Consider the following 13,111-nt stretch of genomic DNA (forward strand, 5'->3'; position numbering starts at 1 on the left):
CTGCTCGCGGCGCTGGTCGACGGCATCCGCCGGCAGGCGATCCCGTCGCCGCTCGGCTTCGACGGCCTGCGCTTTCGCGCACGGCTGCTGTGGCTGCGCTCTGGTCAGCACTGGCCGTGGGCGTTGCTGTTCGTGCTGCTCGCCTGCTGGTCCGGGGCCTACTTCCTGCAGGACTTCCCGCTGCGCTTCGAGCGGGCCTGGGCGATCACGCAGCAGGTCGTTGCCGGCATCCGGGCCCGGGAGTCGCAGGCCGATCCGCCGAAGTCCGGACCGGCGAAATCATCGGAAGACCCCTCCGGGCTTGCCGCTGCGAAGGCCGCCGGCAACCCGCCGGACTCTGGGGCCGGGACGACCTCGACAAATGCGTCTGCCGGTTCCGGGCAGGATGCAGGTGCCGGGCAGGGAAGGGCGGTTGCAGGCGTTGCGACAGCCTCTGTTGCGCCTGCTCCGGAGGCGGAGCCTGCCGTGCGGCCGGCCGCGTTCGCTCAGGGGCTGGCGGCGCTGATCGCTGCGCTGACGGCGCTGACGGCGGCGGTCAGGGCCGTGCGCGCCTTCGGCGTCAGGCCCGAAGCCTTGCTTGCGAGCCTCGCGACCAAGACCCGCGTCAGCGATCTCGGCGCGCAGACGAGCTTCCGCTACCGCTACCGGCAGGAGTTCGCCGAGGTCACGCAGGCGCTCGCGCCGCGCACGATGCTGATCCTGATCGACGACCTCGATCGCTGCCAGCCGACGCAGGTGCTGGAGATGCTGGAGGTCGTCAACTTCCTCGTCTCGGCCGGCGACTGCTTCATCGTGCTCGGCATCGACAAGGAAAAGGTGCAGGGCGCCCTCGGGCTGGCGTTCCGGGAGCTGGCGCAGGAGATGGTCGATCAGGGCAGCGATGCGGCGGATACCCGCAGCGACGAGGCCCGCGCCCGCGACAAGCGCCAGCGCTACGCGCGCGATTACCTCGAAAAACTCATCAACCTCGAGGTGCCGGTGCCGCTGCTCGACGGCACCGATCCGGCGCGTGGCCGCGGCATGCTCGCCGGCGAGTCGGCTGCGCGGGAACAGGCCGGACTGCGCCTGCACCGCTGGCGCGAACGGCTGGGCAGCGGCCTGCGCGTGCTTGCCGGCCTCTTCCTGTTCATCGCGGCGGCAGCCGGCGGACTGTATCTGGCCGGCCTGACACCGGCGCTGCCGCCGCCGGCGACGGTCGGCCCGGCGACGACGACACCGGCCGGCAGCCCCGATGCGGCCGGCGGCGCTACCCGCCCGGTCCCGGCCGGATCGTCTGCGCCGATGCCTGCGGCGCAAGGCGCTGCCAGCGTGATCGGCCAGCAGGCCGGCTTGCCGTGGCCGCTGCTGGTCGCGGTGCCGGCGCTGGCGCTGCTGCTCGGGGGGCTGGTAGCCGCCCTGCGCCGGCCGGACATCGTCGTGCGCGATTCACCGCGTTTCGGCGAGGCGCTCGACATCTGGTACCCGTATCTGCTCAGCCACCACCGGCCGACGCCCCGGACGCTGAAGCGCTACCAGAACCGCATCCGCTACGTCGCGATGCGCCAGCGCCCGGCCGAGCCTGCGACCGATCCGCTGGAGCGCCTGCTGCGCCGCTGGCTGGGGGTGCGGGCCGAGCCGGACTCGGCGGATGACGCCCTGCCGGAGCCGCTGCTGGTGGCGCTCGGGGCGCTGCAGCTGGTCGATCCGCAGGCTCTGGTCGCGGAGGCAGGGGCGCTCACGCCGGCGGACGCGACGAAGGGGGCCGCTGCGGCCGGAAGCCTGGCGCAGGCCCGTGCCCTCGCCGAAGCCGTCGAACGCCACCGCGCGCACTTCGGCGACGCGAGCTGGCCGCCGTCGCCCGCGGCCGTGCGCCGCTTCCTGAAGCTCAGCGAAGGTGTGGCGATCCGTTGATGCGGGCCGGCCGTCGCCCGCCGGTTGCGTTCCGGCCGCCGGCTTGACGTGTCTCCGGGGTGTCGCCATGGTCTGCACCCGTGTCGACACGTATATCCACGGAGGCGACCATGGCGACCACGACCCGCGTCTTTCGCAACGGCAATGCGCAGGCCATCCGCATCCCAGCCGAGCTGGCCTACGAGCGCACTGACCTCGAACTGGAAATCGAGCGGATCGGGGACGAGTTGCGCATCCGTCCCGCCCGTCGCCGGCTCGACGGCGTGCTCGCCCGCTTCGCTGCCTTCTCGCCCGATTTCATGGCTGACGGGCGGGGCGAGAACGAGGAAGCCGAACGGGACGGCTGGTGATATGCCGCGCTTCATGCTCGATACGAACATCTGCATCTATCTGATGAAGCACCATCCGCCCGAAGTCGCGGCGCGTTTTGCCGAGTGTTACGTCGGCGACGTGGTGATGTCGGCGATCACCCTGGCCGAACTGCAATACGGTGTCGTCTGCTCCGGCGAGTGTCGCGATCAGAACGCCGCGGCGCTGGCCGCGCTGCTGGGCGACATTCCGGTCGCCGCGTTCGATGCCGGGGCAGCCGAGGCTTACGGTGCCATCCGTCTCGCCACCCGCGAGCGCAAGCGCGATGCGCTCGACAAGCTCATCGCCGCCCATGCGCTTGCGCTTGCAGTCACGCTCGTCACCAACAACGAGCGCGATTTCGCCGATTACCCGGGATTGCAGATCGAAAATTGGGTTGGAAGCCGTTGAGTCGCGTAGGGCGTGCGACTTGCTACGCCCGCTCCGGCGCTTCGCCGAGCCATTCCTCTGCGCGTCCGGATACGTCACTGCGTCCGCTGCGGTAGGCGCCGACGCCGGGCAGCTTGCGGACGGTACCCGGGTTTCGGCGTTCGGCATATTCGCCCAGCGCTTCGCGGATCAGTTCCGGCACCGGTCGCTGCCGGTGCTCGGCCATCTGCTTCAGCAACAGGGCGAGCTGTTCGTCGAGGATAGCGTCGTGCGGTGCATGGGGTTGCTCCGGTCGCGGTGCCTGCCGACCGCGCAGGGGATGACGATCCATGCAGCCGCAGGCTCACCCCCGTCGCAACCAGCCCGTGACCTCCTCGCGGTCGTGATAGAGCTGCTTCAGCGCCAGCCGGTACGGGCAGCCGGCCAGGGTTTCGGCGATCAGCGCCTCGCAGCGCTGCAGTTCGGCCCAGCGCTTCTTCATCGGCAGCTTCAGGTTGAAGATCGCCTGCTTCGCGGCGCCATCGGCGATCCAGCCGGCGACGAGCTGCGCGATGCGCGCCGGCTGCTCGACCATGTCGCAGACCAGCCAGTCGACCGGCTCGCGCGGGCGGAAGCGGAAGCCGTCCTCGCGCCGGTGCTCGACGAGGCCCGAGGCCATCAGGGTTTCGTCCATCGGGCCGTTGTCGATCGCCGCGACGCGCAGGCCGCGGCGCACGAGCTGCCAGGTCCAGCCGCCCGGGGCGGCGCCGAGATCGACCGCCGTCATGCCGGGACGCAGCCGGCGTTCGCGTTCATCGGGCGGCAGGAAGACGTGGAAGGCTTCTTCGAGCTTCAGCGTCGAGCGGCTCGGCGCACCGCTCGGGAAGCGCAGCCGCGGGATGCCCATCGGCCAGTCCGAGCTGTTGCCGGGCTGCGAGACCCCGGCCCAGCCGGCCGCCGATGACAGGAAGAACAGGTGCAGGCGCGGCGCGCGCGCGTCGTCGAGCAGCAGCCCGGCCTTGCGCGCGGCGGCGGCGAAGGCCTTCTCGAACGGCCGGCAGAAGGCCGACAGCGCCTTGGCCTCGTTGGTGTCCGGCGTCTCGACGCGCAGCGCCCCGAACGGGCCGTCGGCGAGTCCGCGCGCGGCCTCCAGGAGCGGCGTGACGCGATCATCGACCGGCAGCTCGCGCAGCAGCTCGCCACAGGCGATCCACTGGCGCGCGAAGATCAGCGCGCTGAAATCGAGGGCGGCGGCGAACGCGCGGGCGTCGGTGCCGTAGGGCTGGAACGCGACATAGCCGGAATCGGGCTTCGCCTTCGCGAAACCGGCGAAGCCGGCTTCGGCCGCGCGGGTCTGGATCTCGGCTGCGCATTCGCCCTCGAAGCCGGCGCGGCAGCACAGCAGCAGCGTCGTGGCGCTGGTCGTGTCGGTCATGGCGGCCCTCAGTCGCCGACTTCGATCAGCGGCGCGCCGATCAGCGCTTCCAGGCCGGCGACGAACTCCGGCGCGAGCGGCGGCCAGTTCCAGAAGCTCAGGCCCAGGCAGCCGAAGCCGACCGCGGGCTCGCACGGCCAGCTCGTGACCGGTGCGAGCAGCGTGCAGCCGGTGCAGAGCAGCAGGCCCTCGTCGGCGTCCTCGCCGATCAGCAGCCACTGTTCGACGGCATCGAACCAGCGCGGGTCGCCGGCGATCGCCAGCGGCTTGCCGCAGTGCGGACAGCCGGCGCTGCCGAGCGCGCTGCCGTGGTAGACCATGCGCCCGCTGCGCACGAGCACGCCGTTGACCGCCAGCCGCTGCAGGCGCTCGACGGCGCGCGCATCCCGCGGCTCGGCCAGGGCCTGCGCGCAGTGCGGGCCGGGCGCGTAGCCGGCGGCGGCCTCCGGCAAGCAGGCGGATTCGACGCCGGCCAGGATGCCGCCGGCCTGCAAGCGTGCGAGCACGGCGGCGGCACGGTCGGCGCCGAGGGCCGCCGGCAGCTCCGGGGCGACGAGATGGCGGACGCGATCGGGCATGGGCGGACGGGCCTCAGGTGCCGGCGGCCGTGGCGCGGCGATGCTTCACGTACTCGATGACGCCCGGCAGCAGCGACACGACGATGATGCCGAGGATCACCAGCGTGAAGTTGTTCTTGACCACCGGGATGTTGCCGAACAGGTAGCCGGCGTAGACGAAGCTGCCGACCCAGCACAGCGCGCCGAGCGCGCAGAAGCCGGTGAAGCGCCGGTACTCCATGCTGCCGGCCCCGGCCACGAACGGCGCGAAGGTGCGCACGATCGGTGCGAAGCGCGCGAGCAGCACGGTCTTGCCGCCGTGCTTCTCGTAGAAGGCGTGGGTCTTGTCGAGGTAGGCGGTCTTCAGCACGCGTGCATCGGGCCGGAAGACCTTCTCGCCGAGGAAGTGGCCGATCCAGTAGTTGGTGTTGTCGCCGAGGAAGGACGCGAGCATCAGCAGCAGGAACACCGCATGCACGTCGAGCGCGCCGCCCGCCGCCAGCGCGCCGGTTGCGAACAGCAGCGAATCACCGGGCAGGAACGGGGTCACGACCAGCCCCGTCTCGCAGAAGATGATCGCGAACAGGATCGCGTACAGCCACGGGCCGTAGTCGGCGGCGAGGATCGCGAGGTGCTTGTCGAGGTGCAGGACGATGTCGAGAAACTGGGCGAGTAATTCCATGCGCGGGTCCGGAGCGGAAGCGGAACATCCATGCTACCTGCCGTGTGCGCTGCAGCACAGGCACCGGCCGGGCCGCGGGCGTGCGGCCGGGGTCCGGCGGTGCCGGCGGCGGCTTACGATGCGGTTTCAGGCGGACCCGGCACGGCTGCCGGTGACGGTTCGGGGAGGCCGGGGTAGGGCGGGCGGTTGTCCGGGTCGCTGCGCAGGGCTTCGGAGAAGGCCAGCCGCTGGCCGATGTCGGCATCGTCCACCGGGCCGGGGCTGGCGCGGTGGCGGTCGCGGCTGATCTCGGCGCCGGTGCGGCGGTCGATCAGGGCCAGCTCCACGGGCTCGCCGGTGTCGGTGTCGACCAGCTGCACCCGGCAGCCGTCCGGCGCGTAGTGCCGGTTGCCGAAATCGAGCAGCGTCAGCAGCACCGGCCGGAAATCCTCGCCGCGGCGGGTCAGCAGGTATTCGTGGCGGGGCGGGCGCTGGCAGTAGCGGTGCTTTTCGAGCAGGCCGGCCTCGACCAGATGCGCCAGCCGCCGCGCCAGCATGTTCGGAGCAATGCCGAGGCTCTTCTGGAACTCGTCGAAGCGGCTCAGGCCCAGGAATGCGTCGCGCAGGATCAGCATGCTCCACCATTCGCCGACCCGTTCGAGGCCGCGGGCGATCGGGCAGGACATGGCGCCGAAATCGGTGCGCTGCATGGGAAGTGGGCTCGGGCGGCGGCGGTCGGCCGGTGACTTTATGGCCGCTGCCGCCCGGCGGGCAAGGCTGCGGCCGGGATGTTTTTGTGTATGATCCACCGGCTTTCGCCGCACCCGGCGGTGAACCGACGCGAAAGTGGCGAAACTGGTAGACGCGCTGGATTTAGGTTCCAGTGGGGCAACCCGTGAGAGTTCGAGTCTCTCCTTTCGCACCAGTGTCCAGCGAGGTCCGCGCGCGCCCGTGCACAGGCGATGCGACGCGGGCCTTTTCGCTTCGTTCCGGATGATCAGGGGTACCCAGATGCAGGTTTCAGTTGAGGAGCTCGGCGGTCTCGAGCGTCGGCTCACGGTGCAGCTTCCCGCGGCCAGGATCGAGCAGGAGATCGAACAGCGCCTGCAGGATCTCTCACGCCGCGTGAAGCTCGACGGCTTCCGTCCCGGCAAGGTGCCGCTGAAGGTCGTCAAGCGCATGTACGGCGGCCAGGTCCGGCAGGAAGTCCTGGGTGAGCTGATGCAGTCGAGCTTCCAGGAAGCCGTCAGCGGCCAGAACCTGCGCCCGGCCGCCGGCCCGCAGATTTCGCCGTCCGCAGCCGCCGAAGGTGACTTCGCCTATGCGGCGACCTTCGAGGTCCTGCCCGAATTCGAGCTGCAGGGCTTCGAAGGCATTGCCGTCGAGCGCCCGGTCGCCGAGGTCAGCGACGCCGACATCGACTCGATGCTCGAAACCCTGCGCAAGCAGCGCACCGTGTGGACGCCGGTCGAGCGCCCGGCGCAGACCGGTGATCGCGTCACCGTCAGCTTCGAGGGCACGATCGACGGTGTCGCCTTCCCGGGCGGCAAGGGCGATGACGTGCCGGTCGTGCTCGGGGCCGGCGGCATGCTGCCGGACTTCGAGAACGGCCTGATCGGCATTGCGGCCGGCGAGGCGCGCGAGATCGCCGTGAGCTTTCCCGAGGGCTATCACGCGCAGGAACTCGCCGGCAGGACGGCGCGCTTCGCGCTGAATGCCGGTGTCGTCGCCGAGCCGAGCCTGCCGCCGGTCGACGAGGAGTTCGCGAAGGCCTTCGGCGTCGAGGACGGCAGCGTCGAGTCGCTGCGTGCGGCGCTGCGCGACAACATGACGCGCGAACTGGGCCAGGGCATCAAGACCCGCGTCAAGAAGCAGGTCATGGACGCACTGCTGGCCGCGAACCCGATCGAACTGCCGAAGGTGCTGGTCACCGAGGAGATCGACCGCATCGCGCAGCAGGCCGGCTTCCCGGCGGCCAGTGCCGGCAACGCCGAGGCCGACAAGATCAAGGAGGGGGTGTTCGCCGAGGAGGCCCGCCGGCGCGTCGCGCTCGGCCTGCTGATCTCGAAGCTGGTCGTGCAGGAGAAGCTGACCGCCGATCCGGCGCGCGTCGTCGAACAGCTGACGACGATGGCCTCGACCTATCAGGACCCGAACGAGGTCATGCAGTGGTACCTTAAGAATCCGCAGGCGATGGAAGGCCTGCGTGCGCTGGCGCTGGAGGACACCGTGGTCGACTGGGTGCTCGCCAGGGCCAGCGTCACCGAGCAGCCCAGCACTTTCGATGCGGTGATGCGCCCGGCCCCGGCACCGGCCGCCACCGCCGACAACGCCGCCTGACCCGCGGCAGGAGACAGGTGACATGTACCCGAGCAAGGGCGGTTCCGACATCCAGGCACTGAATCTGGTGCCGATGGTGGTCGAGCAGTCGGCACGCGGCGAACGCGCGTACGACATCTACTCGCGCCTGCTGAAGGAGCGCGTGATCTTCCTGGTCGGGCCGGTCGAGGATTACATGGCCAACCTCGTGGTGGCGCAGCTGCTGTTCCTCGAAGCCGAGAATCCGGACAAGGACATCCACCTGTACATCAACTCGCCCGGCGGCTCGGTCAGTGCCGGCATGGCGATCTACGACACCATGCAGTTCATCCGGCCCCAGGTCAGCACGATGTGCGTCGGCCAGGCGGCCAGCATGGGGGCGCTGCTGCTCGCCGGCGGCGCCAAGGGCAAGCGTTACTGCCTGCCGCACTCGCGGGTCATGATCCACCAGCCGCTCGGCGGCTTCAGCGGCCAGGCCTCGGACATCGACATCCACGCCCGCGAGATCCTGCTGATCCGTGACCGCCTGAACCGCGTGCTCGCCAAGCACACCGGCCAGCCGCTCGAACGCATCGCCCAGGACACCGACCGTGACAATTTCATGGGCGGTGAGGCAGCGGTCGAATACGGGCTGATCGATTCGGTGCTTAGCCAGCGCAGCGCTCCGGCCACCGCCTGATCCCTGCCCTGACAGCCCGCCCCCGGTCCGGCTCCCTCCGGCCGGGGGCGGTGCGTTTCCTTGCCATGACCGGACGGGCGTAGTTGAATACGACCGAACGGGCTGGTCCCCTTCAGGTCACATTCCTGCTGTTTCCATCCGCACGGCGCACTGTCTGCGCCGGGCCTCCGTACCGGCACGGGGCCGATCGCGGCGCACATCAGGGCCGCCCACCGCGTGAGGATCGCACCATGAGCAAAGACCGAAACGACAAGGGCGATGACGGCAAGCTCTTGTACTGCTCGTTCTGTGGCAAGAGCCAGCACGAAGTCCGCAAGCTGATCGCCGGTCCCAACGTCTTCATCTGCGACGAATGCGTCGAGCTCTGCAACGACATCATCCGCGAGGAGATGGAGGAGAAGACGCCGAGCGCCGGCAGCAAGCTGCCGAAGCCGCACGAGATCAAGAAGGTCCTCGACGAGTACGTGATCGGCCAGGACCAGGCCAAGAAGGTCCTGTCGGTCGCCGTCTACAACCACTACAAGCGCCTCGAACTGCGCCGTGGCAAGGACGAGGTCGAGGTCTCCAAGTCCAACATCCTGCTGATCGGCCCGACCGGTTCCGGCAAGACGCTGCTCGCCGAGACGCTGGCGCGGCTGCTGAACGTGCCGTTCACGATCGCCGATGCGACGACGCTGACCGAAGCCGGCTACGTCGGCGAGGACGTCGAGAACATCATCCAGAAGCTGCTGCAGAAGTGCGACTACGAGGTCGAAAAGGCGCAGCAGGGCATCGTCTACATCGACGAGATCGACAAGATCTCGCGCAAGTCCGACAACCCGTCGATCACGCGCGATGTCTCCGGCGAAGGCGTGCAGCAGGCGCTGCTGAAGCTGATCGAGGGCACGATCGCCTCGGTGCCGCCGCAGGGCGGGCGCAAGCATCCGCAGCAGGAGTTCCTGCAGGTCGATACCTCGAACATCCTGTTCATCTGCGGCGGTGCGTTTGCCGGTCTCGACAAGGTCATCCGCAGCCGCTCCGAGAAGGGCGGCATCGGCTTCTCGGCCGAGGTCAAGAGTCCGACCCCGAGCCGGAACACCGGCGAGACCCTGCGCGACGTCGAGCCCGAGGATCTGATCAAGTACGGCCTGATCCCCGAGTTCGTCGGCCGTCTGCCGGTGATCGCGACGCTCGACGAGCTCGACGAGGCGGCGCTGGTGCGCATCCTGACCGAGCCGAAGAACGCCATCACCAAGCAGTTCGCGCGCCTGTTCGAGATGGAGAACTGCGAGATCGAGTTCCGCGACGAAGCCCTGCGCGCGGTCGCGCGCAAGGCCATGGAGCGCAAGACCGGTGCCCGCGGCCTGCGCACGATCCTCGAACACGTGCTGCTCGACACCATGTACGACCTGCCGAGCCTCGATGACGTGAGCCGCGTCGTCGTCGATGACAGCGTCGTGCGTGGCGATGCCAAGCCGTTCATGATCTACGAGAACGCCGGCCCGCGCCGCGCCGCTTCCTCGGACTGATCCCCCCGCCGTGCCGGGGGTGGTCGATCTGCCCCCGAGCCCCCTGTGCGCCGGATGCCGTGTGTCAGCACGCATCCGGCCGTCGCCTTCCGGCCTGCCCGCCCGCGGACGAGCTGTTGCCGCCACGCCGAGGATTCGTGATGGAGCCCAGGCCGCTTACCGACGATTCCGATCCCCTTCCGGACTCGCATCCGATCCCGATCCTGCCGCTGCGCGACGTGGTCGTGTACCCGCACATGGTCATCCCGCTGTTCGTCGGGCGCGAGAAGTCGATCGCGGCACTCGATGCGGCGATGCAGACCGACAAGCGCATCCTGCTGGTCTCGCAGAAGAGCGCCGAGGTCGATGATCCCGGTGTCGAGGATCTGTACCGCATCGGCACGCTGTCGAACATCCTGCAGCTGCTGAAGCTGCCGGATGGCACCGACAAGGTGCTGGTCGAAGGCGGGCAGCGGGCGCGCATCACCGGTTTCAGTGACGAACACGCCTATTTCGCCGCCGGCATCGAGATCATCGGTGCCGACTACGAGGAGAGCCGCGAGACCGAGGTGCTGATGCGCTCGCTGCTCGGCATCTTCGACCAGTACGTGAAGCTCAACAAGAAGATCCCCGGCGAGGTGCTCAGCTCGCTCGCCGGCATCGAGGACGCCGGGCGCCTGGCCGACACGATCGCCGCGCACATGGCGCTGAAGCTCGACGAGAAGCAGAAGATCCTCGAGATCGAGTCGGTCGATGCCCGGCTGGAGCACCTGCTGCATCTGGTCGAGAGCGAGATCGACATCCTGCAGGTCGAGAAGCGCATCCGCACGCGCGTCAAGCAGCAGATGGAGAAGAGCCAGCGCGAGTACTACCTCAACGAGCAGATGAAGGCGATCCAGAAGGAGCTGGGTGACCTGGAGGATGCACCGAACGAGGCCGACGAACTCGCGCAGAAGATCGAACAGGCCGGCATGCCCAAGGAGGCCAAGGCCAAGGCGGTCGCCGAGCTGAACAAGCTCAAGATGATGTCGCCGATGTCGGCCGAGGCGACGGTCGTGCGCAATTACATCGACTGGCTGGTGTCGGTGCCGTGGAAGAAGCGCACCAAGATCCGCCACGACCTTGCCGAGGCCGAGCGTATCCTCGAAGCCGATCACTACGGCCTGGAGACGGTCAAGGAACGCATCCTCGAATACCTCGCCGTGCAGCAGCGCGCCAAGAAGCTCAAGGGGCCGATCCTGTGTCTGGTCGGACCGCCCGGTGTCGGCAAGACCTCGCTCGGCCGCTCGATCGCACGCGCGACCGGGCGCAAGTTCGTGCGCATGAGCCTCGGCGGCGTGCGCGACGAGGCCGAGATCCGCGGCCACCGGCGCACCTACATCGGTTCGATGCCCGGCAAGATCGTGCAGAACCTCTCGAAGATCGGCACGCGCAATCCGCTGTTCCTGCTCGACGAGATCGACAAGATGTCGATGGACTTTCGCGGCGACCCGAGTTCGGCGCTGCTGGAGGTGCTCGATCCGGAACAGAACAACACCTTCGGCGACCATTACCTGGAAGTCGACTGCGACCTGTCGGACGTGATGTTCGTCGCGACCGCCAATTCGCTGAACATTCCGGGGCCGCTGCTCGATCGCATGGAGGTCATCCGGCTGCCCGGGTATACCGAGGACGAAAAGACCCATATCGCCCTCAAATACCTGGTGCCGAAACAGGTCGAGGCCAATGGCCTGCATGCCGATGAACTGGAAATCCGCGAGGCTGCGGTTCGTGACATCATCCGTCATTACACGCGCGAGGCCGGTGTCCGCAATCTGGAGCGCGAGATTTCCAAAATCTGCCGCAAGGCGGTCAAGAGCATCCTGCTGAAACCGCGCGAGGAACGGGCGCGCACCGCGGTGACGCCGAAGACGCTCGACAAATATCTCGGCGTGCGCCGCTTCCGTTTCGGGCTGGCCGAGGATCAGGACCAGATCGGCCATGTGACCGGACTGGCGTGGACCGAGGTCGGCGGTGAACTGCTGACCATCGAAGCCGCGCTGATGCCGGGCAAGGGCAAGCTGACCTATACCGGCCAGCTCGGCGAGGTCATGCAGGAGTCCATCCAGGCGGCGATGACGGTCGTGCGCAGCCGCTCCGATGCGCTCGGCATCGATCCGGCCTTCTTTGAAAAGCAGGATCTGCACATCCACGTGCCGGAAGGAGCGACGCCGAAGGATGGCCCGAGTGCCGGCACGGCCATGTGCACGGCGCTGGTCTCGGCACTGACGCGCATTCCGGTGCGCGCCAACGTCGCGATGACCGGAGAAATCACGCTGCGCGGTGCCGTGCTGCCGATCGGCGGACTCAAGGAGAAACTGCTGGCGGCGCATCGCGGCGGCATTACCACGGTTCTGATTCCGGAAGACAATCGCAAGGATCTGGCCGAAATTCCCAAGAATATTCTTGCGAAAATCGAAGTGCGGCCGGTGCAATGGATTGATCAAATTCTGGCCCAGGCGCTCGTGCATCTGCCGGAGCCTTCCAAACCGGATGCTGAACTGCCGGTCAGTCAGGAGACGCCGGCCCGCAGTCCGGCTGCTTCCGAACCGGTGCGTCCGCACTGAAGCGCTGTTGACACTTCCGGAAACGCCAAGCTATAACCTCGGCCACTTCACAGTGGAGCGGGTGGCGGCTCCGGATGTGCCGACTTCTGTTAAGGCCGTACGCCATCGGAAAGCGCCATCATTACAACCGGTAAATCATCAGGTACTCACAGGTACACATAATGAATAAATCGGAACTGATCGATGCCGTTGCGGATGCCACCGGAATCACGAAGTCCGACGCCGGCCGGTCGGTGGAGGCCGTGCTCGGCGCCATCACCAGTGCTTTGCAGGGGGGCGATCAGGTCACGCTGGTGGGCTTCGGCACCTTCTCGGTGCGCGAGCGGGCTGCACGGACCGGTCGTGACCCGCGTTCAGGGCAGGCGATCGAGATCAAGGCTTCCAAAAATCCCGTCTTCAAGGCTGGCAAAGCGCTGAAGGATGCCTTAAAGTAGCCCGCTCTTCCGGGGGGTGCTTAGCTCAGCTGGGAGAGCATCGCCCTTACAAGGCGAGGGTCGGGGGTTCGAACCCCTCAGCACCCACCAATGCAGCCGGAATTCCGGAGCGGTAGTTCAGTTGGTCAGAATACCGGCCTGTCACGCCGGGGGTCGCGGGTTCGAGCCCCGTCCGCTCCGCCAACTCCGCTGCAGGATGTAATACGAGGTAATCCGGATTCGGGTCGGCCATTACCTGGCGATCAGATCCGGTCATTTCGGGAATGCTCTGCGGAGCGGTAGTTCAGTTGGTCAGAATACCGGCCTGTCACGCCGGGGGTCGCGGG

13 protein-coding genes and 3 tRNA genes are annotated in these 13,111 nt (G+C 68.1%); 11 read left to right on the forward strand and 5 right to left on the reverse strand.

Annotation, left to right across the window (positions count from 1 at the left end; genetic code table 11):
* The 3 genes from PKE44_RS06120 to PKE44_RS06130 all read left to right on the forward strand — a co-directional run.
* On the forward strand, positions 1-1,890 hold a 1,890-nt coding region (locus PKE44_RS06120; RefSeq protein WP_324549097.1), incomplete at its 5' end, for a P-loop NTPase fold protein.
* Positions 1,891-2,000: 110 nt separating this feature from the next.
* The gene (gene vapB / locus PKE44_RS06125) at positions 2,001-2,240 is read left to right on the forward strand and encodes a type II toxin-antitoxin system VapB family antitoxin (RefSeq protein WP_324549099.1); all 240 of its coding nucleotides are present in this window, start codon (positions 2,001-2,003) and stop codon (positions 2,238-2,240) included.
* A gap of 1 nt (position 2,241) precedes the next feature.
* Positions 2,242-2,649: a type II toxin-antitoxin system VapC family toxin gene (locus PKE44_RS06130; protein WP_324549102.1), complete on the forward strand. Its 408-nt coding sequence runs from the start codon at positions 2,242-2,244 to the stop codon at positions 2,647-2,649.
* Positions 2,650-2,671: 22 nt separating this feature from the next.
* Here the strand turns inward: PKE44_RS06130 and PKE44_RS06135 are convergent, their stop codons facing one another.
* The 5 genes from PKE44_RS06135 to PKE44_RS06155 all read right to left on the reverse strand — a co-directional run bounded on the left by PKE44_RS06135 (position 2,672) and on the right by PKE44_RS06155 (position 5,970).
* Complete coding sequence (locus PKE44_RS06135) at positions 2,672-2,959, reverse strand: ribbon-helix-helix protein, CopG family (protein WP_324549104.1); 288 nt, start codon at positions 2,957-2,959, stop codon at positions 2,672-2,674.
* Between the two features lie 12 nt (positions 2,960-2,971).
* Complete coding sequence (rlmM, locus tag PKE44_RS06140) at positions 2,972-4,042, reverse strand: 23S rRNA (cytidine(2498)-2'-O)-methyltransferase RlmM (protein WP_324549106.1); 1,071 nt, start codon at positions 4,040-4,042, stop codon at positions 2,972-2,974.
* An 8-nt stretch (positions 4,043-4,050) separates the two neighbouring features.
* Entirely contained in the window at positions 4,051-4,620 is a 570-nt protein-coding gene (locus PKE44_RS06145; protein ID WP_324549108.1) for a hypothetical protein, read from the reverse strand.
* Between the two features lie 13 nt (positions 4,621-4,633).
* The gene (locus PKE44_RS06150) at positions 4,634-5,281 is read right to left on the reverse strand and encodes a DedA family protein (protein ID WP_324549110.1); all 648 of its coding nucleotides are present in this window, start codon (positions 5,279-5,281) and stop codon (positions 4,634-4,636) included.
* Positions 5,282-5,394: 113 nt separating this feature from the next.
* Positions 5,395-5,970 (reverse strand): helix-turn-helix domain-containing protein, encoded by a 576-nt coding sequence (locus PKE44_RS06155; RefSeq protein WP_324549112.1) that lies wholly within the window; start codon positions 5,968-5,970, stop codon positions 5,395-5,397.
* A 130-nt stretch (positions 5,971-6,100) separates the two neighbouring features.
* On the opposite strand from PKE44_RS06155, the gene PKE44_RS06160 reads away from it, so the two are divergent.
* From PKE44_RS06160 to PKE44_RS06195, 8 genes are all read left to right on the forward strand, one after another.
* Positions 6,101-6,185: transfer RNA gene (locus tag PKE44_RS06160), tRNA-Leu, on the forward strand.
* Positions 6,186-6,271: 86 nt separating this feature from the next.
* Positions 6,272-7,600, forward strand: a complete 1,329-nt coding sequence (gene tig / locus PKE44_RS06165) for a trigger factor (protein WP_324549115.1) — start codon at positions 6,272-6,274, stop codon at positions 7,598-7,600.
* A 22-nt stretch (positions 7,601-7,622) separates the two neighbouring features.
* A complete protein-coding gene (clpP, locus tag PKE44_RS06170) occupies positions 7,623-8,258 on the forward strand; it encodes an ATP-dependent Clp endopeptidase proteolytic subunit ClpP (RefSeq protein ID WP_324549117.1) in 636 nt (211 codons plus the stop codon).
* A gap of 230 nt (positions 8,259-8,488) precedes the next feature.
* A complete protein-coding gene (gene clpX, locus PKE44_RS06175; protein WP_324549119.1) occupies positions 8,489-9,766 on the forward strand; it encodes an ATP-dependent Clp protease ATP-binding subunit ClpX in 1,278 nt (425 codons plus the stop codon).
* A gap of 140 nt (positions 9,767-9,906) precedes the next feature.
* Positions 9,907-12,351, forward strand: coding sequence for an endopeptidase La (gene lon / locus PKE44_RS06180; protein ID WP_324549121.1), 2,445 nt, complete (start codon positions 9,907-9,909; stop codon positions 12,349-12,351).
* Between the two features lie 161 nt (positions 12,352-12,512).
* Positions 12,513-12,785, forward strand: coding sequence for an HU family DNA-binding protein (locus PKE44_RS06185; RefSeq protein ID WP_324549123.1), 273 nt, complete (start codon positions 12,513-12,515; stop codon positions 12,783-12,785).
* A 14-nt stretch (positions 12,786-12,799) separates the two neighbouring features.
* A tRNA-Val gene (locus tag PKE44_RS06190) sits at positions 12,800-12,875 on the forward strand.
* Positions 12,876-12,891: 16 nt separating this feature from the next.
* Positions 12,892-12,968, forward strand: a tRNA-Asp gene (locus PKE44_RS06195).
* Positions 12,969-13,111: the final 143 nt, after the last annotated feature.

Source organism: Plasticicumulans sp. (genome assembly GCF_035331805.1).
Classification (GTDB): domain Bacteria; phylum Pseudomonadota; class Gammaproteobacteria; order Competibacterales; family Competibacteraceae; genus Plasticicumulans.